Genomic DNA, 22,388 nt, shown 5'->3' on the forward strand with positions numbered 1-22,388 from the left:
TTTGGACTTATCTTAATATCGGAACTTTACAGTCTGACCCCGGTTTTTTTGAATTCTCTATCACTGAAAAAAAGGGTATAATCCTTAATTCCGGTAGCTTCCGAGATCCTGACAGCTACTTTTTCACAGTCATCTGGAGTGTAAGAGTGAACCATAGTGAACAGATTGTACGGCCAGTCAGGATAGCGGGGGCGTTCATAGCAGTGTGTTACTTCGGGAAATTCAGCCATGATATTCCCTACCGTTTCGATCTGCTCATCAGGAACATTCCAGACACACATCGCATTGGCTACTATGCCTATGGCTCTGTGCCCGATTGAAGCCGCAAAGCGACGGATTTTCCCGGCTTTCTGGAGGTTTTTAAGCCTGTCAACAACCTCCTGTTCACTGATTCCAAGTTCAGAAGCAAATCCTTTGAAAGGAGAATGTGTGATTGGAATTCCGTCCTGCACGAGTTTTAGCAGTTTTACATCCGTTTTATCCATTTATTTCACCTGATATCAAATTTTACCTGAATCTTAAACAGGTGCTTTGTAGGAAGATCAAGAAGAGGACAGCCTGTTTTCTCTCGAATTTCGCTGATAATCCTCTCAAGTCTGTTTTTATTTGGAGCAGAAAGTGTAAACCAGAGATTATATTGTGAAGCACTTCTGAGATAATTATGGGAAACCTCGGGATACTCGTTAATAAAAATAGCAACTTCTTCTATGCGGGACTCAGGCACTTTCAGAGCTACAAGAGTACTTACGCCCCCCATATTTCTCATGCTGAGGACAGGACCTACCCTTCTTACTGCCCCTTTCCTGTTAAGTTCTCGCAGCCTTTCAATTACTTCGGTTTCGGAAAGCCCGAGAATCTCGCCTAACTTTGCAAAAGGTTCAACTTCGAGAGGGACTTCCTGCTGGATAAGGTTGAGGATTTTCTTGTCAGTCTCATCTAGTTCTATTACCGGAACTTCCCTGTCATTAAGATCCATATCACAGGAAAAATCGGCAGCCTCTTTCTTGAGCTGATCTTTTAAATTATCAATGTCAATCATCCTGATCACTACCATTTTTTCGGGGCCTGTAAATACAGTAAGGCTCTTCTTCAAGATAGTCGCCTGTAGCGGCATAAGCTCTTGCCCTGCAGCCAGCACAGAATTTTTTGTATTCGCAGATCCCGCATTTTCCCTTTAGTTCGTCGGGATTTCTGAGTTTTTTAAAGACCTCGGCGTTTTCCCAGATCTCACTGAAGGACTGTTCCCTTATATTGCCGGCAAGCACAGGCAGGTAGCCACAAGGGAATACTTTGCCCACACTTGATACAAAACAGAAGCCTGTACCTCCAAGACAGCCTTTTGTCATTGCTTCATAGCCGTGGGTTTTAACCGAGATTTCAATGCCTTCTTTTTTTGCCTGCTGGCGCATTATCCTGAAATAGTGGGGAGCACAGGTTGCTTTCAACTGGATTTTCGATTCTTTTTGCATCTCATAAAACCAGTGTAGAATGCGCTCGTAGTCTGCAGGGGAAACTTCATCGGATTCTTCTCCCCTGCCTGTGGGAACAAGGAAAAAGACATGATATGCAACTGCACCAAGCTCTTTTGCAAGCTCAAAAGTCTTATGGATTTCTTCAAGGTTGCGTTTTGAAACCGTAGTATTTATCTGGAAAGGAAAATCAGCTTTCCTGAGGACTTCTATGCCTGCAAGCGTTCTTTCAAAAGCCCCGGGCACGCCCCTGAAATTGTCATGCGTCTCTGCAGTTGCTCCGTCAATACTAACGCTGAGCCTCTGCACTCCGGCAGCTCTTAATTTCTCAACAATTTCAGGCGTAAGAAGAGTCCCGTTTGTTGCAAGTACGACTCGGAGCCCGGCATCAGTGCCGTAACGTGCGATTTCAAAAACGTCGGGCCTGGTCAGAGGCTCGCCTCCGCTCAGAATGAGAATGGGCTTTCCAAGCTCTACAACTTCATCAATGAAGTGTTTAGCCTCGTCAGTTGTAAGTTCACCTTCCGGAACCGAGGAAGTGGAAGCTCCCCTGCAGTGTACGCAGTTCAGGTTGCACCCTGCAGTCAGTTCCCATGCGATAAGCCTTGGTGCATTTGTCATGGTGATCATAAATTAGCTGTTTTTATTATAGCATTCAAAGTTTAATGAGATTTACAAATTAACGATAATTAGAAAGTTAAAATCCTGGTTTGAAGAGCAGATGAGGCCCAATTAGTTTTACCGGGATTTTCTCCAATTACCTGGATTTTCTTCGATTAAGATTTGAAATATCTGGATTTAAAACCTGAAAAGTCATATTAATAAAGTAATATTAATATTCTGCCATCTCAAATGAAAAATTACAAAAAGAAAAATATAAAATGTCAGGAATTTTTGTTACATCCATATTTCTTGACAATTTATTATCAAATAAAATATTTAAAAGTCAAAATGGTAATATAAATTCATTAATTAGTAACTGTAAATCCAAACTCTGACGAGCTTATTGAAAAGTAGGAAATTGCCCTTTTAAACCGTAACTACCCCTATTATTATTGGAGTCTCATTGTCCCAGTATAAATTTATAGTAGCTGTGCTCCAGCGATGCAAAGATATCGAGGTTTTTTCTTCTGCAACTCCGTTATCTAATACAACTTTGAATGTATACTTTTTCTGTTCAAAAGAGTTTTTGAGATTAAACGGTTTTGTTCTTGAGACTGATTCTTCTGGATGGAGCCTATATGATTCCTTAAATATGGATTCATTATGAGAATTGAGTATTTCAACCGATACTTCGTGGGTTCCTGCATCATGGTTATTTAACTCAAAAAAATTAGGTAAAGCTGGACCGCCCAGAATAAATATCAATGCATAATAACCCACAATTGCAACTATGGGTATGATCAGCAAGATGAGAAGTATTTTTCTGATATTTTGCATGTGAAATCCCTCTATGACCGCGGGTTCAAAAGCTTATACGGTTTTTCTTTTATGCAGATTTGAGAGTTAGAATCATTCTCTTCATCTATATCTATAGTTAGACTTTAAAATCAATTGATTCCACTTAAGAAAACCGGAATCCACAGAATTCCAAAAAAAATGGAAATAATAAGGTACTTAAATTCTCTCTTTGATGAAAAATACCCGGCTAAACCACCAAAAGTTGCCAAACTCACAGCATAGACAAGAATAGTCAAAAACCGGCTGATATTGAGATCGTCCTTATAGATAAGATTTCCAAAAAACAAATTTCCAAAAAACAAAAGAATGAAAATAGGAACTGTTCCAACTATAATTACCCCAATCTTATCTTTTACAATCCACCCATAAATAATCGGAGTTACAGGGAAGATAAGTAAATTAATAACTGTCCCAAATATCTCACCATAAGTTCCAAATATCCTGTAAAGATCTATAGTTTCAAGACCAGCTACGATGCAAACAACTACAAAAGAGATTATCAAAGGATGAAATAATTTCTTTTGGAAATTAATGTTTAAGCCCCCTAAAAATAGGAAAGATGATTTTTCCACATTTTTATTGGTTAAGTGAGGAATATGGATTCCTTCTCATTAAAAAATAAATGGAAATTATCATAATGTATCCACCGGCTATATTGAGAGAATAAGGGATAGTAATTTTAGATAAGAAAGTAATTATTGCTATAAAGAGCCACAGAATATAGCCTATTAATGAGCTTTTCATACCGACGATGTCACTATTTTTTTCAATTCTGCTCATATTCTTACTATACAATAAATAGTGTCCAAAAATCACAAAAAATAAAATAAGACCTGTTTCAAGTCATTGATCTATTTGACCCCAATATTGAGCCGTGATTACTTCGGTGCCATTTACAATTTTCATTTCTGAAAAAAATGACATTTTTATATTATTTACAAATATGAGCCAAGAATAAAATAATATAATTCCAAATAAAACTCCGACTACTTCCGTAATTTTATTTATAATTGAGGTTGTCTCTTTCATACAATAAAACCTCTCAATATTAAAATTGGGTTTATATGTTTAAGCTCCACTAAATATTTCCAAAGACATATTGTATAAATTGTAAAGTTTTTGACCAGATTATTAAACAATTTATGTTTAACTGCTGTCAGTATTTTCAATGAGAAAAAAAGCACCTTGAGACTTTATAGATGGGTTTTCCTGAAAACCACGATTCAGAATACACCTTAAGGTTCCTCTTACGAAACTTCTGTAATTGTAGTTTCTGTAGTCCATTCAGGCAATTCATCCACCTTTTCAATCGATTTCACGGTCTCATTTGGCGTGTCAATAGTTATCATATAAAATTCTCCACCGGTCATTTGTGAAGAAGTGGATATTACGGTCCCGTTCAGGTAATCAGCTTCTTTACAGAGCTTTTCCTCGGAAACATCCGGTCCAAGGTTTTTTAATGTACCGTTTTGCAGCTCAACAGTTACTTCGTGAATATACCAGCCGTTAATCTGGATATATGCTACAGATTCCCCTGTTTCATTGAAAATTCCACCTGGACCTGAATAGTTCCCTTTTGTTAAGTTTTGAAAATCGCTATCATTTTCACATATTCTCTGCATTGTTACTAAGGGGTCTAATCTGTCCATTTCTCCACTGTTGCCAGTATCATTCATACCCAGGGGCAAATCGCCGGATTCATAGAGGGATAAAAGAAAAATTGCCGAGAATAAACCGATAATTATCAGCGAAAACCATTTACTTCCATCCAAGATTATTCCTCTTTGACATTTGCTTTTAACATTCTGTACCTTACTTTTCGAGTTTTAGAAATCTGGCACATCACCTATTTTTTCTGAACTACGCAGGTGCGCCCTTAAAACAAAAAACGGAAAAGATAAGCTATCTAGAATGGCATCTTTTACACGCAGCATCTTTTACACCTTAAAAGACTCACCCCATTCCGGCCTTTCAGGAGGGTTATTTTTCAGCATATCTCTCCATTCTTCATCTGTCAACCTCTGTCCTGAGGGCTGCCAGAACTCATAATAGCTCATTACAGGGCCTGCTCCCAGCACAATCCTGCCATCGGGCTGTTTATAGGCTACTACTATCAGATTCAGTTTTCCGGTTCCTTCTTCCAGAACTCCATCAGGGGAAGTATAGACATCCGCAACCAGAATGGATCTCTGAGACATTATATCCACATTCTCAAGCATTGGAGAGATGTTTTGATCAAAATTCCTGATGAACTCATACTCTTCTTCTGTCAACTCTTTATTTTCAAGCTCTTTAATCGAGATTTCCAGTAGTTTTTCAAGAGTGTTTTCAAGAATTGTAAAATCTTTATCCGACTGCTCATCAAGGACTTTCATTTCAGCCAGCCCGTTATGTGCCATTTTTGTAAGGGCAAGCATCCTTGCATAGAATTCAGGCACTGGCTCTACATATCCCTGAACAGGCTTTTCTTCTGGGTTATAGGGTGCACCTGTAAAGTACATCTGCTTTGCATAGAGAATAGTATCATGCCTGAGCTCAGTCCAGGAAGCAAGGGCTGTGTTAAGCTGTTTATCTTCCCAGGCTTCAGTCTGCATGAAAGTGGGATAGCCCTCAGGATAGTTTACAAGAAGAGACTTTAGAGCGTACAGTTGAGCCCAGTAGAGATTTTTGTTCCAGTCCTCTTCATCAAAAGCTCCAAATTCATTTTCCAGAGATGCGTGAGCTTTCTCGTATTCTTCGTTTTCGGAAATACCTTGGTTCTTTAGGTGTTCTTTTGCTCGTTCAGAGCCAAGGAGATCCATAATGTTCAGGGCAGGAGGATGGAGTTTCCGGAGGATATAGGAATCTGGAGTGTAGCGCTGACCCATGAACCTGAATCCTTTTGTAGCCTCAAGAGTTTCGTTTTCAGTTTCAGAGCCTGCCTGAATTATTTTCCCTGTTCCGCCGTAGATTTTGGGGCTTTCATATTTTTCAAGTTCGGTTTTTAGTGCTGTAAGACTTTCGTTGTCGAAACGTACTCCGTTTCTATCATTCCCAAAAACAGTGTTTAGAGCTTTTGCATATTCATAAGGTCCAAGGTCGTCGGAAAAACCAACATAGAACGCCGTCACACTATAAATTCTATTCCATATAGTCTGGAGGTTTTTCTCCTTATCAAAATGGTCAGAAATTAAAAGAGCCTGTATGGTCTGAATTTTCGCTTCATCTTCTGTATCTTCTGAATTAATCATGTCTGACTGAAGGAGCATACTTATTCTACCGTGCCACATCATGACTTTGAAGTAGTTCTTCAATATTTCTGAATTAGTGTAGTGTCCTTTGGGCCCATACTGAGAGACCTCCGAGTTAATGTAATGTCCTCTGGGCACGTACTGAGAATAGTCTTCCTGATATTTGAAAATCGGAGAAATCGCAAAGCCTTCGTGAGATTCGATAAGAGTTAATTCAGATTCGACATCATCATTTACAAACTCCGGAATCTCGAACTGATACTGCTTTGCTATATCTTCAGGAAGAAGGGACATATCCACAGAACCGTAGGCATCTTCTTCCTCTTTCTGTATCTGCTCAGGTTTCGGTTCTAAAAGGCTCAAAGCAACTGCAAAGTATGCAACATTTCTTCTTGCAGCTTCTTTTTCTACCCCTGAAGTGCTGTTATAATCCTCTACAGAGGCTTCAAGGAGAGCTTTGTCAAGTTTCCACAGGTCGTCGTAAAATTCCTCAGCTTCTACCCTTTTTAGCGTCTCATCAAACTGGATGTGATAAAGATGAAGAAGAGAATCCGATGTGATGAAAACAGGAATATCAGCCACTTTCAGATCTTTGTAAGTTTCATTTACCAGAGTCTGCCCTACTGTAAGTGGGTTTTCAGAAGTTCCATTTTCGATTACAATAAAACCGTTTTTGTATAGCAAATCCCTGTTTTCGTCCGTCAGGGGAATCTTTTGGGTAAACTGATAATAATTTGCAATTTCGGAATCCTGTAGAGGTAAAGAATAAGTGGGAACTGCCGCCTCGAACTGTAGATTTTCTTTATTGTAATATTTGGAAAAGGAGCTTTGCCCTTCAAGTTTAAGAGTATTATTGGTCTTTTCAGAAGAGTTCTCTATAGAAACGTCTTCTTCGGTGGAATTAAATGAACTAGTCTGATTGCCTGTTTCGCCCTCAAAGTTTGTTTCATTAACTGGACTTGTTTCATTAACTGGCTCACTGCTACTGTCAATGCAACCTGATCCAGATATCAGTGATACTATAAGCAAGCAGATAATTATCAATGTCCTCATTTTCAACTAAGATCCCCTCGAAACTGCAAAAATAAACACAAACTCAATAACTAACAATTTAAAATGAATAAATTGAACTCTATAATTTAAGTTAAGCGCATACTTTATAAGTTTTTCTAACCAAATCTTCGAACTTATTCATCTCATGCCGTTTTCAAATTATAACCATTATTTGATCTTTGATTGTTAGAGACTTTGCACAGAATTATTATATGACAATACAGACTGTAGTTATTTTCTGTGATAGAAATTGTAGCCTCACAATTTTATGGTCTTTTACACGGCAGTTCTACCAATATAAAAAAGTTGGAATTTAGTCCAGTATTTTTCGGACTAAGATTTGGAAAAGACAGGAAAATTCGACAAGAGGCAGAATTATCTAGTTAAACAATATCGTTTTCCAAGAGCAAAAAGAAAAGGATTTGCGGTGGAGAAAGTTGAAAAGAATTTATGGTAGAGAAAGTTGAAAAGAATTTGTGATGGAGAAAGTTGAAAAAGGATTTTCGAAGGAGAATGCTTATTGTCAGAGTGAGTTCTAAAGGAAAAGTCACAAAAAACATGGGTAAAGGCAAAGTTACCTTATTATTTTGGAAACTATTCTGAGAAGCTCTGACAATTTGGCATCATTTGGGATGGACATTTTAGTGGGTTTGAATACAGTTCCATTGCATCTTCTTCATTCCAGCAGAGTTCTCGGATTAATAAACCCGCTCCTGAGCATATGATCAGCAATCACAAGGGCAACCATAGCTTCGGCAACCGGAACCATACGTGGAGGAATTGTGGGATCATGCCGGCCTTTTATTGCAATTTCAGTATTTTCCAGGGTTTTGAGGTCAACTGTCTGCTGAACTTTTCCTATGGACGGGGTTGGCTTTACTGCTGCCCTGCAGACAATGTCCAGTCCGGTTGAAATACCTCCAAGAATCCCACCTGCGTTATTGCTTAAAGTGGTTATTTTTCCTTCCTCTATTCGGAAAGGATCGTTCATTTCACTACCGCGCAGGCGAGCAGCTTCAAATCCGACTCCAATTTCAAAGCCTTTGACGGCAGGAATACTCATCAGAGCTTTTGCGAGGTCTGCATCCAGTCGGTCAAAGACAGGCTCTCCAAGGCCAGCAGGCACACCTCTTATAATAAGCTCGACAATGCCTCCGATACTGTCTCCTTCCTGCCGAAGGGCCGCAACTTTCTCAAGCATTTTTTCAGCAACCTCAAGATCGGCACAGCGCACAGGGGTTTTTTCTACATTTTCAAGAATTTCTTCAAAAGAAAGAGGTTTTGCGCGGATGGCTCCTAGTTCAAGCACATGTCCAACAATTTGTATTCCGAACCTTGAAAGCAGGAGTTTTGCAAGGGCTCCGCCTGCGACCCTGCCTATTGTTTCCCGGGCTGAAGACCTGCCTCCACCACGGTGGTCTCTCATTCCATAGCGAGCCATATAGGTAAAATCAGCATGCCCGGGCCTTGGAGTGTCTTTAATGGCATCATAAGCCGAAGACCTGGCATCCGAGTTCCAGACAAGCATAGAAACAGGAGTGCCTGTACTCATTCCTTCAAAAATTCCCGAAAGAATTTCCACTTTATCAGCCTCATGCCGCGGAGTTGAAACCTCGCTCTGCCCCGGGCGCCTCCTGTCCAGTTCTTTTTGAATATCAGCCTCGGAGAAAGGAAGCCCTGCAGGCACTCCGTCTACTACAACACCTACAGCCCTGCCGTGGGATTCACCCCAGGTAGTAATTCGAAACATCTGCCCGAAAACGTTTCCAGCCATGCATCTTAACTGGTTTTTTTGCTATTTGATCCTTGGGGTCGCTGGGAGGAAGGTTCAAGATGTACAACCACATCAGAGATATCTTTGTATTCGCTCTTCAGCTTTTTGCTGACTTTATGAGAAATAAGGTGAGCGTCCTCAAGTGTCATATCCGATTGGACAAGCAGGTGCATATCAATCTTAATATCCCCCATGCTCCCTCGAGTCCGGATTTTATGGCAGCCCTTTACTCCCTCAACTCCCATAACCAGGTCACAAATTTCTTTTTCTTCAATTCTAGACATGTCCAGAAGGTCCCTTGAACCTTCTTTAATAATCCTGTACCCGGCCCTGAAGATGATAAAAGCAATTACTATGGCTATTAAAGGGTCCATGAGAGGGAAACCGAGCTTTACGGCAGCAAGACTTACTATAACCGAGAGGGAGACATAAATATCACTTTTTGTGTGCATGGAGTCTGCTATAAGTACCTGGCTTCTGAGGGATTCACCTTGTTTATATTCGTATCGTGTTACCAGATAGTTAATACACATCGTTCCGAGAATTATGAGAAAACTTATAGCTGTGACCTCTGGCACGCTCGGTGAAAGGAAACGGTTGAGAGCACTTTGTAAAATTTCAACGCCTACAAAAATCAAAAGTAAAGCGATAAAAATAGAGGCTACAGTTTCATACTTTCGATGTCAGTAAGGATGCTCGACATCAGGTGGGCGATCTCCAATAAAACTCCCAGCCAATCCTACAATATTGGATAAACCATCAAATAGGGAGTGATAGCCGTCCGCAGTCATGCTTAATGTGCTGGTCAAGGTTCCGTAAATGATTTTAACAAACGCAACTGCAAGGTTCAGAAATAGTACATAGATAAGAATTTGCTGTACTTTTTTGAATCTCTGTAACGTTGATCTGACCCCCTACATCGAATGCTCATAACCGGAAAACAGACGGTAGATAAAACAATTAAAAAAATGAATATTGAGAAAATTAATTCAGTTGCAGACTATCAAGAAGCTATCAATGATATACTGACTTATTTTCATATAAAATTCTCCGTTTTAAAAAATAGGTGAAAAATAAGAGCAAAATGAAAAAAAGTAAGGTGAATAAAATAAGACGAAAAAAGTAAGATGAAAAAAGTAAGTTGAAGAAAAGCGGAAGAAAAAAACTCTTATTTCGAGCCTGCCCACATCATATAAGCTTCGACTATTTCCTGCCCTTCCAGGAATACCAGCCCGTGTTCTTTGCCATACTCTTTTGAGTCTTCTTTAGAGCGAGCTTTCCCATTATTATCGTCAAGCATCTCGCAGACTACCATCGCAGGGGTAATGCCTGCCATACGGGCAAGAGCAACTGAAAGTTCAGTCTGACCTTTACGCTCGTCCAGAAGTCCTTCAGCAGCCCTTAGCAGTGCAACATGCCCAGGGGTTCTGAATTCATCTCCAAAATGAATTGCATCTCCGAATAGCTTTTTTTCCGTAATTTCTCCTATTTTTCGGATAGTGAGGGCTCTTTCGTTATCAGGAATGCCTGTTCTTGTGTCCCTGTGATTGACCCAGAGAGAAAAGGAAGAATGAGCATCATATTTAAGATCGCCTTCTTTCTCTGCGATTTCCCCAAGCACATCACTGGTTTTACTGGCTTCCCGGACAAGTTCAGCCATAAAAGGCAGTTTGAGCTGTTTTGATGCAATCGGGTCAACCGCCACACAAATAAGGCCACCCGCATCTTTTCGCATCCATTTCACGTCTTTGAAAGTGACCGCTTTTGCAGGAATTACGAGATCAGTTTCTCCTTCCCTTGAGTCCGAATCGTAAATTTGGATCATTTTTCCGGCTTTAAGGGCTTCCAGCGCCCGGTTGATATTCTCATTTTTGTATGTAAGACTTTCGTAAACCGTACTTCCACTCATTTCTGGTTCTCCGTACCCTGTTTTTTTAACGTTACCACAACTCTATCCCCATCGTTCAATTTCAGGGCGTCTCTTAACTTTACAGGCGCGATAATCTCAATTAAATCCGATGGGTAGTGCGTTCTTTCAGGAACGACTACAGCAGCTTCTATACCGCCAACGACAACTGGATAGCATTTTCCGCCTCCGAATGTACGTTCTCCGTCATTGAAACCTTCAACCCGGATAGCCGGCGTTTCAAGTAAAAGGTTTCGAAGAGGCGAACTGCTTTCTGAAAGCTGTACGTTCAGAGTCCCGGGAAAAGGTACAAAATGCAACTTTTCTTCAAATTGCTTCCGGTATCCGGGTATATTTACATAATACTGGCCTTCACCTAGCCCCTTGAGCACCTTTCCTTCAAGTTCGAGAATATCGAGTTCTGGAGAAAAAATCCTGCTGTAATCGACGTATTCGTTCTTAAGAACTTCAATTCCTTTTTCTGTCATTTTTATCAACTGGCCACCGGGAACGATCTTCCTTTCGATCAGCCCCTCCTCTTCCAGCTGCTTTAGCTTTCTTGCCGTGGTTTTGGAGCTTTCCCCAGTATGCTTTTGAAACTCGCTCGATGAGAGCTTGATGATTTTATTTATTGCTCCTATAAGTGCGAGTTTTTTCAGGTATTCAATGTCAGGCACTGTCGGCACCTACCTTAATTTTGAGATGCGTCTCAATTATGAGATGTTATATAATGAATTCCGCTATAATAAAACTTTTGATAGCAAATTCCACTTGATACTTCTCCAGAAAACTTTTTAGTGCCTTCTAAGGTCGCCAAAGTTTGACATCAATTTCAATGGCAACTGACAACAATAAATCAAAAACTCGGAAAATAATAAACCAAATTTATCGTTTTTATTGATGCATAGTTTTCTGCATTTTGCCTGCTATAGTTGAAGGTTTTGAACTCATTTTTTTAACTTCAAGCCTCTATTAGTCATTTCAGTTTCTACATCTTCAAGCAAGGTTTTGAGATCGACCATGACTTCGGTTAAATGAGAATCAGAAGTATTTACGAGTCCTTCATCAACTGCATGCCTTATTCGTTGTAACATTTTTATTCTTTGATAGTTGAGAGTATTGGGATCTAGAGGTATAGAATGTTCTAATTTGTGATCTACCATTCTTTTTAACTCCTCATATTTTTCAGTAATTACAGGAACACGATATACATAAATATATCAAAAGAATCAAAGAAAGGATATAGAAAGATAGTCTTTTTTGTACTCCCTTAAAGTCATTTTTGTTTGAGAATTGGAAGTTTCTCATATCACATAATCTTAACCATATAAGGTTTAAGCAGTTCAAATTTGAGTCATTCTTTTCAGATTTCCGTTTTCATATTTTTTACTCCTCTGCAGGAACGACTTTTTAAAAGAATGCTCATTTGAGTGAAGATTGACTATCTTGATGGTTTCATAGACATTAGTAAGCATATATTTAATAATTTTCAGCCGATATACTTAAGACAAAGCCATGGATTTTCTTTGCCCGTTTTTCTTCCATCCTCAGTACCTCCATATCGCCTGACAATACGTCGGTAGATGTAGAGTCTTCGATAAATGTAAAGTCTTCGAGAATTTAAAATAATATTATTTAGTGGTGTGCATATAAAATGTTTATTTCCCGAAGACTATACAGAACCTTATAGTAATCTCAAATCAGGATTTCTACAGAGTATAATTTGAGTTTTGCTCAGAGCAATTTCTTTCCTGCGTCTGGGCCGGGAGCACACTGGAAAACCTCGGTAATCTTTACTTCTATGAGGTTCTTTGCAGGAAGTCCGGGTTTTGCCGCATGCACGATTGCTTTCATTTTTTCAAATTTGTCTCCGGAACTAATAATTTCAGCTTTACCTTTTATCTGGAAGCAGCCACCAGTGTCTGGTCCCCATACATAGACTGCTACATTTGGATTTTCCTTAAGGTTTGCTAGGGATTTAGACATGAAGTTATCTGATATCCAGATTGTTTCATCATCTACAAGCTGGCAGAATCCTATAGGTACTACGTTTGGAATTCCATCCTTTGAGGCCGTAGCTACAGGAAAGATCTTCACCTTTGAAAAAGCGGTTTTCATCTTTTCATCTAATTTTACCATAGTATCACAATCAAGAAGATTCTAGTATATATTAATATAGTTAAGCGTTATAATTCTGTATTGAACATTTACTTGTGTATTTTAGTGACCTTTCAAGACCAAAAAACCCAACGATTTCTGTAAAATATTAAGTAGATAAAAAGATGCCAAATAGAAAATACCTTTTTCAGGAAGGCTATAACTAATGTTTTAGAAACTTGTTATTATTCTCTGGTCTACAATTTCATCCTCAAATTATATAAAACAATAAAATTTTAATTTCATTGAAATAAATCCTTTTTAATGGGAAAAAACAAAATAATTAGTAAGTCAATAGTAAAAACGATATCTGAAGGCAATATATTAGTTCCTGTTACTAGAAAAGATAGAAATCTGGATGGATCATTGATTCTAACAAAATGAAAAGAATTTAATAAATTCGGATGAAGTTCTATCGTTCTTTTAAAATTCAAAAAGAACCCGAAAATATTTAAAAGATTGATCTTCAGGAAAAACGTCGCCGGAGAAGTTAAGTATTTAGTATCTTGAATCCATCTATTGATCATACCATGACAAGAGAAATTGAAGTTGAGTGCCCATCATGCTCCCCTGAAGAAGAGGTAGGGCACGAGGTTCTGAAAGAGGGGCAGAGTCCGCTTGTTCGCTGTCTGGAATGCGGGCAGGTGCATGCAGTGAAACTTAAAACCCCTAAATCCGTTAGTTTGAAAGTGATAGTCAGTAAGATGGACATTTCAGACACTTACAAAACTGAACTGGATTCCGAGACTGTCCTTCAGGTAGACGATGAGCTGGTTGTAGATGATGAGGAAACAGGAGTAGTGGTGCCTATTCTGATTACTGCTCTTGATGCAGGAGGAAAACGAGTCCTGATTGCCCGGGCAGAAGATACCGAGACAATCTGGGGCAGAGCCATTGATGAAGTGACCGTAAAATTTTCCGCACAGTCCGGGACTGAAAAAACAGAAGTTCTTGAAAAACGTGTGCCTGGCGATTATGAATTTGTTATAGGAGCCGAAGAAAGAGTGGGGAATAAACGCCTTTTCATCAATAAAATCAAGGTAAGAGACGGTGCATTCCGGTCCAGAAAAGGCGATGTTGTGCTTGCAAAATACGTAAAACGGATTTTTGCGAGAAAGAAATGGGAAGGTTCGGGTCAGCGTGAATTCCGAAGAGGGCCGTGGTAAAGAAAAAAGAGAGAAAGAAGAGGAAGAAAAACTCGAAGCAATGCGCAGGCGCCTTGTAGATAATCTTGAGGCTTACCTGCTGCTGAAAGATAACGTCCGCGAGGCTATGCTCCGTGTTCCAAGGCATAAGTTTGTTCCGGAATATGAGCAAAAAGCAGCTTATATCGACAGACCCCTTGAAATCGGACACGGGCAGACAATCTCTGCCCCGCATATGGTTGCGATGATGTGTGAACTCCTTGACCTCTCGGAAGGGCATAAAGTCCTGGAAATAGGAGCTGGGTCAGGGTATAATGCTGCAGTGATGGGAGAGCTTGTCGGAAAAAATGGGCATGTGTACACGGTTGAACGTATAAAAGCCCTTGCAAATTTTGCAAGGGATAACCTGAAAAAAACAGGATATAGCAATGTCACAGTGCTACTTGAAGACGGTTCAATGGGTTGTTCTTAGTATGCCCCTTATGACAGGATAGCTGTAACATGCGCAGCTCCTTATATCCCTGAGCCTTTGCTGGAACAGTTGAAGCCTGGAGGCATAATGCTTATTCCTGTGGGAGATTATTTTCAAGAGCTTTATAAAATTAAAAAAGACGGCAAGGGGCATATACATAAAAAGAAAACAGGCGAGGTCGTTTTTGTACCCCTGATTGGTAAACATGGCTTCCGAAAAAGACTGGAATGCTAAAGGTTCTTGTAGGAATAAGGTCTAACCTGAATTCCTGATTGCTGCCTTGAGACCAAAACCGACCTGAAAGTTCTGATAAAAGAAGCTGAATTTGATCTTTAAGTAGTATTTTTAATATATTTATAAAAATTAAATTAGGTATTAATAAGTTTAAAATCATGTATTAAATATGGACATCGGCGCTTATGAGGATTTTGAGGAAATTCGAGTCAGGGATGTTTATATAGTCGATGTTTTTACAGACCCGACTCCTGTAGTGCTTCTTGAAGATCTGCAGGGAAATATGCTACCTATATACATAGGGCATCTCGAAGCTCTCTCAATAGGAAATGTAATTAAAAATATTTCTCCGCCCAGGCCTCTGGCTCATGACCTTATGCTCACTATTTTTGACAGGCTCGGCATAAAAATAGAGGGAGTCTTGATTGATGAAAAGGTGGATAAAATCTATTATGCCCGGCTCCTGATAAAAAAGGACAACACTGTCATGCAGTTTGACGCAAGACCAAGCGACTGCATTGCCCTTGCCCTGCGTGTTGGAGCTCCGATAAGAGTCAGAAAAAAAGTGCTAGAAAGTTCTGAAGTTGAGATGTCAAGGCTTGAAGGCGCCCAGGTGATAAATATCTTCGGTTAGATTCTACTGGAGCATGCAGATTTCGTGTTCAGATTTATTTCCTGAGCTGGCGACTTTCGTTTACTTTCACTCATTTTTGTTTACTTTCACTCACTTTTGTTTACTTTCACTTACATTCGTTTACTTTCACTTACCTTCGTTTACTTTCACTCACTTTTGTTTACTTTCACTTACCTTCACTTATCTTCTCTTAATTCCGTTTTTTAAGTCTGCAAAAATTGATCCGTGATCTTCAATCAGATACAGCAGGACTGCTGTTGATAGAGACTAATATATAAGACTCATTGATCTAATACTGCCATTGATCTTACTGCCGTTAATCCAGGACTGGTATTATGACTGGCATTGACTTAATTTCAACAAGCTTTTAATAAAAGTTAAATTTATTATCCCATAGATGCTCACCAAAAGAATAATACCATGCCTTGATGTGACCCTTGACAGAGCAGGTGGCTGTGTTGTTAAGGGTGTTGAGTTTGTGGACCTGAAAGAAGCCGGAGACCCTGTGGAACTCGCCAAGCGCTACAATGAAGAGGGTGCAGACGAACTTGTTTTTCTGGACATTACAGCTTCGGCTCAAGGCAGGAAAACTATGATCGATGTGATCGAAAGGACTGCAGATGAGGTTTTCATTCCTCTTACGATTGGAGGAGGAATAAATTCCATTGATGCAATTCGCCAGATTCTTAGGGCTGGGGCAGATAAAGTCTCAGTAAACACTTCTGCAGTCAAGAATCCTGACTTCATCAAAGAGTCCTCAGATATATTTGGTGCCCAGTGTATCGTCACTGCGATTGACTGCAAGCGAAACACTGACATAAAGAATAATCCCGACAAAACTATTCTGGAGCTCGAAGACGGAACACCTGCCTGGTATGAGGTTGTAATTTACGGAGGCAGAGAAGCTACAGGAATCGATGCCGTGCAGTGGGCAAGAAGGGCAGAAGAATTGGGTTCCGGAGAAATCCTGCTCACAAGCATGGACCGGGACGGCACTTGTGCCGGTTATGACCTGCCTATTACGAAAAAGCTCTCAGAAGAACTCGACATCCCAATTATAGCCTCAGGAGGTGTCGGAAATCCTCAGCACATCTATGAAGGATTCTCAATTGGAAAAGCCGATGCCGCACTTGCAGCAAGTATCTTCCACTTCAGGGAGTACTCAATCAAAGAAGTCAAAGAATATCTGAGGGAAAGGGAAATTCCTGTAAGGCTCTGAAAGAAAAAGCAGAAAAAGATGGGAGTGGGGAAGACAAATTGAGATCTCAGAATTTCAGAGACCCATGTCCGAGATTTATGTGCGTAATGACCGGAATCGTCTCTTTTCGTTCAAGCCTTTTTTGAAAATGGGTTGATGCCCGAACTGTATGCGCATAATGACAGGGAGAGAGGATTTAAGGCTACCATGTTCTGGCTGGTTGAGAAAATTGGAGATTGCCGAAGCCATACTCAGGGAAGAGCCAGAAAATATAGAAGAAGAACTTGCGGATGCTCCACCTAGATAAGGGCACTTGCCAATTTTTACGGTGTGAACCTTCGAAGAAGCCTTCTTTAAGAAGTATCCTGGTATGTACCCCGTACCTGTAAACAGAAGCTCTGTATCTGTACGGACTTACGGTAAGCATATCTTATTTGAGAATCCTGATTTTCAAAAAGCTGATTTTCAAAAGGCTGATTTTCAAAAGGCTGATTTTCAAAAGACTGATTTTCAAAAGACTGATTTTCAAAAGACTGATTTTCAGAATTCGTCATCTGGACCTTGCGATCTCGACTTTCGTCTTTCCGGTGATTTTTTTCATATTTGCTTTCATATATTTTGAGATACTTTTTTATTTCTTAGAGACAATTTCTTATTCGGAATTCGTATCCGGATTCTCCATTATCGGGGGATATATATGTCAGAAGCCGAAACCATGGAATTTCTTGAGAGCTTGCAGTTGAAGATTCTTAATAACACTGACGAGGATCTTGTACTTCAGGCTGAGAGAATTGAGAAAGGGAAATTCAAAAAAGGCCAACGTGCTCCAGCTAAAATTGAATCTTATGAGGAAAAGAGCTTTGAGCTCATTGCATGTGAAGGGAGCTGTGAAGGTGGAGCGGACATTGAAGGCTGGGTTAAGTATGGGTTGGGGTGTATGGAAGGATACTGCAAAATACACTTCAGACACGTGGGAAAAACAGATAAACTCGGCTACTCCTGTGAATGCCATATGCCTGATGGAAAGATGCTCTGCGAGGCTTCAAAAGATGAGAAAGCCGGGAGAACTGTGAACTTCATAATAGGGCCGAAAGCATAATACAGAGACATATTATCCAGCCTGTCCGGCAAAGATCTCTCAGGCTGGACTTTATTCGTTCTTATCTCTTTTTATCCTTTTTAATTGTTATTTTTTCATGAGTTATGACTATTGAATCCTTTAACTATTGAATCCTTTAACTATTGAATCCTTTAACTATTGAATCCTTTAACTACTGAGTTCTGCAGGCAAGAAAAGTATGCCAAAGTTTAATTAAGGACAGGATCTCTAATCCCATCTGATGAAGCCTGAAAAACCGGAACTGCTTGCCCCGGCAGGAGGCATGGAAGCTTTTATTGCAGCCGTAGAAAATGGGGCAGATGCCGTGTACCTCGGAGCTCGGGCTTTTAGTGCTCGGGGGTATGCGTCAAACTTTTCAGAGAAAGAGCTTGAAGAAGCCATCGATTATGCTCATCTGAGAGGCGTGAAAGTATACGTAACCGTAAATACGCTACTTAAGGAAGAAGAAGTAGAAAGCGCACTTAAGTTGCTTTCCTGGCTGAGAGAAATTGGGACTGACGCAATAATAATTCAGGATCTAGGGCTTATCTCTCTTGCAAGAAAATATCTGCCTGACCTTCCGCTGCATGCGAGCACGCAAATGACTTTACATAATAGCGAAGGGGTCGGATTTGCAAAAAAAATGGGAATCGAAAGGGTTGTGCTCTCAAGAGAATGCTCGCTTGAAGAGATAAAAAGAATTAAAGAGAGAACAGGGACTGAAATCGAGGTTTTCATACATGGGGCTCTCTGTATTTCCTATTCCGGCCAGTGCCTCCTGAGCAGTCTCATAGGGGGGAGAAGCGGAAACCGGGGTTTCTGTGCCCAGCCGTGCCGTAAAAAATACAGGTTGTACTGTGAAGGGGAGAAAATCAAAACAACCGGTAGTTACCTCTTAAGCCCAAAAGACCTGAACACAACCTCCGGCCTGGGAGCTCTTATAGAAGCCGGGATTGGATCTTTTAAAATAGAAGGCCGAATGAAAAGGCCGGAATATGTTGCGGGTGTTGTCAGGATTTACCGCCGCTTGATTGACAGGTATATTGAAAACCCTGCAGAGTATTTCGTTTCCGAAGAAGAGCAGGAAATACTCACCCAGCTCTTTAACAGAGGTTTTACTCAGGGTTACTTTTTTGAAAACCCGCGTTGGGAGCTCATGAACAGGGAAAACCCCCACAACCGTGGAGTTCCAGCAGGTACGGTTACAGGATATGATAGGCGTTTAAACCGTCTTCGGGTAAAACTTTCCCGACCTCTTCGTCTCGGAGACGGGATAATGGTTGAAAATGCAGAGACCAGCCCTGAAGATAAAGGAAAAATCATATCCTCAATGTATACCAGAAAAGGTCCAGTATATAGTGCAGGAGTAGGAGATATGGTGGAGATTCCCTTTGATTCAAGAGCACCCTCAGGAAGCACGGTATACAGGACGCATGACAAAAAGCTTATGGATTCCCTAAAAAAAGAAAGCGAGTCCGGAAACCTGAGGCCTAAAATCCCTGTATATATCACGGCAACCATTTCATGTGGAAGGCCTGTCAGGCTTGAGGTAAAAGACAGGGATTCCAATACAGTAACAATTGAGTCCGAGTATCTTGTCGAGAAAGCCGAAAAGCAGCCAACTTCAAAAGTCCGCATCGAAAAACAACTTTCAAAACTTGGAAATACGATTTTTGAGGCTGCTGAACTTCATGTCACAATGGAAGAAGATGTTTTTATTCCTGTAGGGCAGTTGAACGAGCTGAGGACTACAGCAATAGAGCAGCTTGAAAATCTGCGGATTTCCAGATGGAAGCGGAAACCTCTTGATACTCTACAGTCCTACGAATCTGGAGAAAAGGGGTCAGAAAAAAGAGAATCAATAGATAAGGGATCAGAAGAAAGAGAATCAGTAGAAAAGGCATCCCAAGAAGCCGAAAAAACTATTCAAGGGCGCCTTCCGATACATCCGACACTCTCTGTTTCCGTTTATTCTCTTGAAGGACTTGAAGGGGCACTCGCAGGCGGAGCCGATAGGATTTATTTCGGCGAAGGGCTTTTCAGAAAGCCGAAAAAAACAGAGCAAGAAGATGGCTCGGCAAAGGGAAAGGAATCTGACTCCGTTTTTGAGAAAGCAGTATCAGAGACTCAAAAGGCAGGCAAGGACATCTATTTCATTACTCCAAAGCTTGTTAAAGATTCCAAAATGGAGTCAGTAAAAAAAATCTTCTCTCGTGTTAGGAAATTGGGAGCAGACGGGGTCCTTGTTTCAAACCTGGGAACCCTTGGCCTCGCAAAAGCTGGGAAAATCCCTTTTATTGCGGACAGTCCTCTGAACATCTTCAACAGCCGCACCTCTGCTTTTATATTGCAGAAAGGTGCTCAGATGGCTGTAATTTCTCCGGAGCTGACCCTTGAGGAATTAAAAAGCATTGCGTCTCATGGGCCTGCAGAGTGTATTGTTTACGGCAGGCTTGAACTGATGGAGTCCGAACACTGCCTTACAGGTGGGCTGCTTGGGAACAATAAAGGGCAGTGTAGTGCCCCATGCAGGTCAGGAAAGTTTACACTGGTAGATGAGAAAAACTACGAATTTCCCCTGCTCATGGACTATGAATGCAGGATGCACCTACTTAACTCAAGATCGCTCTGTATGCTTGAATACCTCCCTGAAATCCTTGAAAGCGGAGTTTCAAGCCTCAGAGTTGAAACTCTGGGAATGGATAATCCAGACGAGATCCGAAAAGTGACCCGGGCTTACAGGAGAGCAATTGATACTTACCTTGAAACAGGGAAAAAGGGGCCGGTAAACTGCGAAAAGCTTGGAAAAGGCTTTACTACAGGACATTATTTCAGGGGTGTACAGTAAAAGTCGGAATTGCCGGAAAGGATGTACAATAAAAGTCGGAATTGCCGGAAAAATTGACTATAGGGTGGAAAAACTATGGAAAAACTGGAGAAAATGGAGATTTCGGAAAAAAGAAGCAAAAAAATCTTTTTGTCGGGCTCGATCCGTGGAGGGAGGCAACTGCTTGAGACGTACAGGTTTATGTTTGATACCCTCGAAGAGGCTGGAGCTGAAGTTTTGAGCTGGCACGTTGCAGACCCTGAGCTGGAAAAAACCGAAATGAAAATGACAGAAGAAGAAATCTATGCCAGAGATATGGGGTTGCTCGTAAAAAGCGATGCCCTGATTGCAGAAGTAACAGTGCCTTCTACGGGTGTGGGTTACGAAATCTGCAGGGCGCTTGTACAGGGAATTCCCGTACTCTGTCTTTACAGCCCTGGTGCCGCAGTTTCGGCAATGGTACTGGGAAATCCCAACCATTTACTTGAGGCAAGAGCTTATCTGGACAAAACCTCTCTCAAAAAAATTATTACTGAGTTTATCCAGGCTTCCTGAGGAAAAAAAGTCTGTGGTGATCCTTATTTTTGGAATAAACGTTATTAGGCGTCCTACCAAGCCAGAATTGTAATCTTTATGGCTCATAACTGTATTATAAAACTCAGTGATGATTATAAATAAGTTGAATCCCTAAGTATGATTTATGGTAGTTGGAATTATAGAAGTTTTAGTACTGATTCTGGCAATCTTAGCGGCCTATATCTTGTATAAAGTCCTGCAGACCGCAACCAGTCTTGCAATAAATGCAGTACTTGGAATCTTAGTCCTTATGGCGGCAAAACTTTTGCTTGGACTTGAAATCGCAATTACCTGGGTAGCAGTTCTTATCTGCGCAATCGGGGGTATTTTCGGAGCGCTTGTTATAATTGTGCTGAGTTATTTGAAAATAGCTTTCGTATAAACCGCTAGACAAAAAACTGTACGGAAGACTGAAAGCTACATGGAGAATTTTTGATAAAATTTAAAGGGAAGGCATTCAAGTTTTCCTAAAGATTCCTTTTATCAGATGCCTTCTATAAACTTTCCCTTTGAAATTTTTTTCTTTTATTACATCTTCCAGCTCCATAATTTCAAATCCCTTGAAAAGTGTTCTGACTTCTTCTTTAGTAAAGTAGTGGTAGATTATCCCGTTTTGTCGGGAAAAAGTCCTTTCTTCACAATGGATTGAAGGTTCTCCTCCACAACGCATATCTTTATAGCCGAATGCCTCGAAGAAGAAAAAACCGCCTTTTCGGAGTATAGAACTGAACTCTTCAACAGCGGATTCCCTTTCTTTTTTAAAGAGATGCTGAAGTACTCCGTAACAGAGAATTCCATCAAAAGTATGGGTTTTGAAGGGCAGGTCCAAGATACTTGCACCAAGGTGTTCAGCAAACCTGCCGCTCCTTGAAAGCCGAGCTCTGGAACCATTAAGAGCCGTTATAGAAATATCAATTCCTACTGCGTTGTAATGCCTTGCAAGTTCCCCAAGATATCTCCCATTTCCTGAACCTGCATCAAGAACCGTGGATCCGAGCAGAAGATAAGCCTGGATATCCCGGATAGGGGCAGGACCGCCCCATTTCAAGTGGGTATATTCTTTGTCCCAGGCCAGAAAATGATTTTTCGTGGAGCTTGCCTGTGAATCTTCTAAGTTAAATGTATCCAATTTATTCATTTTTGCGATTTATCC

23 protein-coding genes and 2 pseudogenes are annotated in these 22,388 nt (G+C 40.5%); 10 read left to right on the top strand and 15 right to left on the bottom strand.

Annotated elements, in window-relative coordinates; translation table 11 throughout:
* Positions 1-26 precede the first annotated feature (26 nt).
* From ahbB to A9239_RS03760, 14 genes and pseudogenes are all read right to left on the bottom strand, one after another.
* Positions 27-485 carry a siroheme decarboxylase subunit beta gene (gene ahbB, locus A9239_RS03695; RefSeq protein ID WP_048154400.1) on the bottom strand — a complete coding sequence of 153 codons (459 nt, stop codon included), beginning with the start codon at positions 483-485 and terminating at the stop codon, positions 27-29.
* A 5-nt stretch (positions 486-490) separates the two neighbouring features.
* Entirely contained in the window at positions 491-1,054 is a 564-nt protein-coding gene (gene ahbA, locus A9239_RS03700; RefSeq protein WP_048120155.1) for a siroheme decarboxylase subunit alpha, read from the bottom strand.
* Positions 1,032-2,099 carry a heme b synthase gene (gene ahbD / locus A9239_RS03705; RefSeq protein ID WP_048154402.1) on the bottom strand — a complete coding sequence of 356 codons (1,068 nt, stop codon included), beginning with the start codon at positions 2,097-2,099 and terminating at the stop codon, positions 1,032-1,034. Before ahbD ends, ahbA begins: the two co-directional genes overlap by 23 nt.
* A 399-nt stretch (positions 2,100-2,498) precedes the next feature.
* A complete protein-coding gene (locus A9239_RS03710) occupies positions 2,499-2,909 on the bottom strand; it encodes a hypothetical protein (RefSeq protein WP_048120151.1) in 411 nt (136 codons plus the stop codon).
* 110 nt (positions 2,910-3,019) lie between these two features.
* Positions 3,020-3,502 carry a hypothetical protein gene (locus A9239_RS03715; protein WP_048120149.1) on the bottom strand — a complete coding sequence of 161 codons (483 nt, stop codon included), beginning with the start codon at positions 3,500-3,502 and terminating at the stop codon, positions 3,020-3,022.
* Between the two features lie 271 nt (positions 3,503-3,773).
* Positions 3,774-3,959: a hypothetical protein gene (locus A9239_RS20130; RefSeq protein WP_230628815.1), complete on the bottom strand. Its 186-nt coding sequence runs from the start codon at positions 3,957-3,959 to the stop codon at positions 3,774-3,776.
* 218 nt (positions 3,960-4,177) lie between these two features.
* Positions 4,178-4,702: a hypothetical protein gene (locus tag A9239_RS03725; protein WP_176722099.1), complete on the bottom strand. Its 525-nt coding sequence runs from the start codon at positions 4,700-4,702 to the stop codon at positions 4,178-4,180.
* A 165-nt stretch (positions 4,703-4,867) separates the two neighbouring features.
* Positions 4,868-7,213, bottom strand: a complete 2,346-nt coding sequence (locus A9239_RS03730) for a DUF3160 domain-containing protein (RefSeq protein WP_048123257.1) — start codon at positions 7,211-7,213, stop codon at positions 4,868-4,870.
* Positions 7,214-7,889: 676 nt separating this feature from the next.
* Positions 7,890-8,987, bottom strand: a complete 1,098-nt coding sequence (aroC, locus tag A9239_RS03735) for a chorismate synthase (protein WP_048120147.1) — start codon at positions 8,985-8,987, stop codon at positions 7,890-7,892.
* A gap of 5 nt (positions 8,988-8,992) precedes the next feature.
* Positions 8,993-9,859 (bottom strand): annotated as a pseudogene (locus tag A9239_RS03740) (cation diffusion facilitator family transporter).
* A gap of 296 nt (positions 9,860-10,155) precedes the next feature.
* The gene (gene ribB, locus A9239_RS03745; protein ID WP_048120143.1) at positions 10,156-10,896 is read right to left on the bottom strand and encodes a 3,4-dihydroxy-2-butanone-4-phosphate synthase; all 741 of its coding nucleotides are present in this window, start codon (positions 10,894-10,896) and stop codon (positions 10,156-10,158) included.
* Entirely contained in the window at positions 10,893-11,570 is a 678-nt protein-coding gene (locus A9239_RS03750; protein ID WP_048120140.1) for a winged helix-turn-helix domain-containing protein/riboflavin kinase, read from the bottom strand. Before A9239_RS03750 ends, ribB begins: the two co-directional genes overlap by 4 nt.
* Positions 11,571-11,840: 270 nt before the next feature.
* Positions 11,841-12,056 carry a hypothetical protein gene (locus tag A9239_RS03755; protein ID WP_048120138.1) on the bottom strand — a complete coding sequence of 72 codons (216 nt, stop codon included), beginning with the start codon at positions 12,054-12,056 and terminating at the stop codon, positions 11,841-11,843.
* Between the two features lie 571 nt (positions 12,057-12,627).
* Positions 12,628-13,032, bottom strand: coding sequence for a pyridoxamine 5'-phosphate oxidase family protein (locus tag A9239_RS03760; RefSeq protein ID WP_048120136.1), 405 nt, complete (start codon positions 13,030-13,032; stop codon positions 12,628-12,630).
* A gap of 548 nt (positions 13,033-13,580) precedes the next feature.
* Between A9239_RS03760 and A9239_RS03770 the strand changes: the two genes are divergently transcribed.
* The 10 genes and pseudogenes from A9239_RS03770 to A9239_RS03810 all read left to right on the top strand — a co-directional run bounded on the left by A9239_RS03770 (position 13,581) and on the right by A9239_RS03810 (position 21,617).
* Positions 13,581-14,216, top strand: a complete 636-nt coding sequence (locus tag A9239_RS03770; RefSeq protein WP_048123256.1) for an HVO_0476 family zinc finger protein — start codon at positions 13,581-13,583, stop codon at positions 14,214-14,216.
* Positions 14,158-14,901: pseudogene (locus tag A9239_RS03775) on the top strand (protein-L-isoaspartate O-methyltransferase). Before A9239_RS03770 ends, A9239_RS03775 begins: the two are co-directional and overlap by 59 nt.
* 169 nt (positions 14,902-15,070) lie before the next feature.
* On the top strand, positions 15,071-15,535 hold the full coding sequence (locus A9239_RS03780; RefSeq protein WP_048120133.1) for a bifunctional nuclease family protein: 465 nt from the start codon (positions 15,071-15,073) through the stop codon (positions 15,533-15,535).
* Positions 15,536-15,932: 397 nt separating this feature from the next.
* A complete protein-coding gene (hisF, locus tag A9239_RS03785; protein ID WP_048120131.1) occupies positions 15,933-16,754 on the top strand; it encodes an imidazole glycerol phosphate synthase subunit HisF in 822 nt (273 codons plus the stop codon).
* Positions 16,755-16,902: 148 nt separating this feature from the next.
* The gene (locus A9239_RS20135; protein WP_230628811.1) at positions 16,903-17,040 is read left to right on the top strand and encodes a hypothetical protein; all 138 of its coding nucleotides are present in this window, start codon (positions 16,903-16,905) and stop codon (positions 17,038-17,040) included.
* A 63-nt stretch (positions 17,041-17,103) separates the two neighbouring features.
* Complete coding sequence (locus A9239_RS20830; RefSeq protein WP_369815389.1) at positions 17,104-17,355, top strand: pentapeptide repeat-containing protein; 252 nt, start codon at positions 17,104-17,106, stop codon at positions 17,353-17,355.
* 75 nt (positions 17,356-17,430) lie between these two features.
* Complete coding sequence (locus A9239_RS03795) at positions 17,431-17,832, top strand: hypothetical protein (protein WP_048120127.1); 402 nt, start codon at positions 17,431-17,433, stop codon at positions 17,830-17,832.
* Between the two features lie 241 nt (positions 17,833-18,073).
* Positions 18,074-20,680 carry a DUF3656 domain-containing protein gene (locus A9239_RS03800; protein WP_048120125.1) on the top strand — a complete coding sequence of 869 codons (2,607 nt, stop codon included), beginning with the start codon at positions 18,074-18,076 and terminating at the stop codon, positions 20,678-20,680.
* 75 nt (positions 20,681-20,755) lie between these two features.
* Positions 20,756-21,214, top strand: a complete 459-nt coding sequence (locus A9239_RS03805; protein WP_048120123.1) for a nucleoside 2-deoxyribosyltransferase — start codon at positions 20,756-20,758, stop codon at positions 21,212-21,214.
* Between the two features lie 145 nt (positions 21,215-21,359).
* Positions 21,360-21,617: a pro-sigmaK processing inhibitor BofA family protein gene (locus A9239_RS03810; RefSeq protein WP_048120121.1), complete on the top strand. Its 258-nt coding sequence runs from the start codon at positions 21,360-21,362 to the stop codon at positions 21,615-21,617.
* A gap of 75 nt (positions 21,618-21,692) precedes the next feature.
* Here the strand turns inward: A9239_RS03810 and A9239_RS03815 are convergent, their stop codons facing one another.
* Entirely contained in the window at positions 21,693-22,373 is a 681-nt protein-coding gene (locus A9239_RS03815) for a class I SAM-dependent methyltransferase (RefSeq protein ID WP_048154408.1), read from the bottom strand.
* Between the last annotated feature and the right edge of the window lie 15 nt (positions 22,374-22,388).

It is taken from the genome of Methanosarcina sp. A14, assembly GCF_001729375.1.
Classification (GTDB): domain Archaea; phylum Halobacteriota; class Methanosarcinia; order Methanosarcinales; family Methanosarcinaceae; genus Methanosarcina; species Methanosarcina barkeri.

What these genes read in the sequence shown, in the direction of transcription:
- A9239_RS20130 (WP_230628815.1), bottom strand. Translation starts at nt 3,959, where the DNA reads ATGAAAGAGACAACCTCAATTATAAATAAAATTACGGAAGTAGTCGGA.
- ahbA (WP_048120155.1), bottom strand. Translation starts at nt 1,054, where the DNA reads ATGGTAGTGATCAGGATGATTGACATTGATAATTTAAAAGATCAGCTC.
- ahbD (WP_048154402.1), bottom strand. Translation starts at nt 2,099, where the DNA reads ATGATCACCATGACAAATGCACCAAGGCTTATCGCATGGGAACTGACT.
- hisF (WP_048120131.1), top strand. Translation starts at nt 15,933, where the DNA reads ATGCTCACCAAAAGAATAATACCATGCCTTGATGTGACCCTTGACAGA.
- A9239_RS03815 (WP_048154408.1), bottom strand. Translation starts at nt 22,373, where the DNA reads ATGAATAAATTGGATACATTTAACTTAGAAGATTCACAGGCAAGCTCC.
- A9239_RS03710 (WP_048120151.1), bottom strand. Translation starts at nt 2,909, where the DNA reads ATGCAAAATATCAGAAAAATACTTCTCATCTTGCTGATCATACCCATA.
- A9239_RS20830 (WP_369815389.1), top strand. Translation starts at nt 17,104, where the DNA reads ATGTACCCCGTACCTGTAAACAGAAGCTCTGTATCTGTACGGACTTAC.
- A9239_RS03805 (WP_048120123.1), top strand. Translation starts at nt 20,756, where the DNA reads ATGGAAAAACTGGAGAAAATGGAGATTTCGGAAAAAAGAAGCAAAAAA.
- A9239_RS03755 (WP_048120138.1), bottom strand. Translation starts at nt 12,056, where the DNA reads ATGGTAGATCACAAATTAGAACATTCTATACCTCTAGATCCCAATACT.
- A9239_RS03795 (WP_048120127.1), top strand. Translation starts at nt 17,431, where the DNA reads ATGTCAGAAGCCGAAACCATGGAATTTCTTGAGAGCTTGCAGTTGAAG.
- ribB (WP_048120143.1), bottom strand. Translation starts at nt 10,896, where the DNA reads ATGAGTGGAAGTACGGTTTACGAAAGTCTTACATACAAAAATGAGAAT.
- A9239_RS03800 (WP_048120125.1), top strand. Translation starts at nt 18,074, where the DNA reads ATGAAGCCTGAAAAACCGGAACTGCTTGCCCCGGCAGGAGGCATGGAA.
- A9239_RS03770 (WP_048123256.1), top strand. Translation starts at nt 13,581, where the DNA reads ATGACAAGAGAAATTGAAGTTGAGTGCCCATCATGCTCCCCTGAAGAA.
- A9239_RS20135 (WP_230628811.1), top strand. Translation starts at nt 16,903, where the DNA reads ATGCGCATAATGACAGGGAGAGAGGATTTAAGGCTACCATGTTCTGGC.
- A9239_RS03730 (WP_048123257.1), bottom strand. Translation starts at nt 7,213, where the DNA reads ATGAGGACATTGATAATTATCTGCTTGCTTATAGTATCACTGATATCT.
- ahbB (WP_048154400.1), bottom strand. Translation starts at nt 485, where the DNA reads ATGGATAAAACGGATGTAAAACTGCTAAAACTCGTGCAGGACGGAATT.
- A9239_RS03760 (WP_048120136.1), bottom strand. Translation starts at nt 13,032, where the DNA reads ATGGTAAAATTAGATGAAAAGATGAAAACCGCTTTTTCAAAGGTGAAG.
- A9239_RS03780 (WP_048120133.1), top strand. Translation starts at nt 15,071, where the DNA reads ATGGACATCGGCGCTTATGAGGATTTTGAGGAAATTCGAGTCAGGGAT.
- A9239_RS03810 (WP_048120121.1), top strand. Translation starts at nt 21,360, where the DNA reads ATGGTAGTTGGAATTATAGAAGTTTTAGTACTGATTCTGGCAATCTTA.
- aroC (WP_048120147.1), bottom strand. Translation starts at nt 8,987, where the DNA reads ATGGCTGGAAACGTTTTCGGGCAGATGTTTCGAATTACTACCTGGGGT.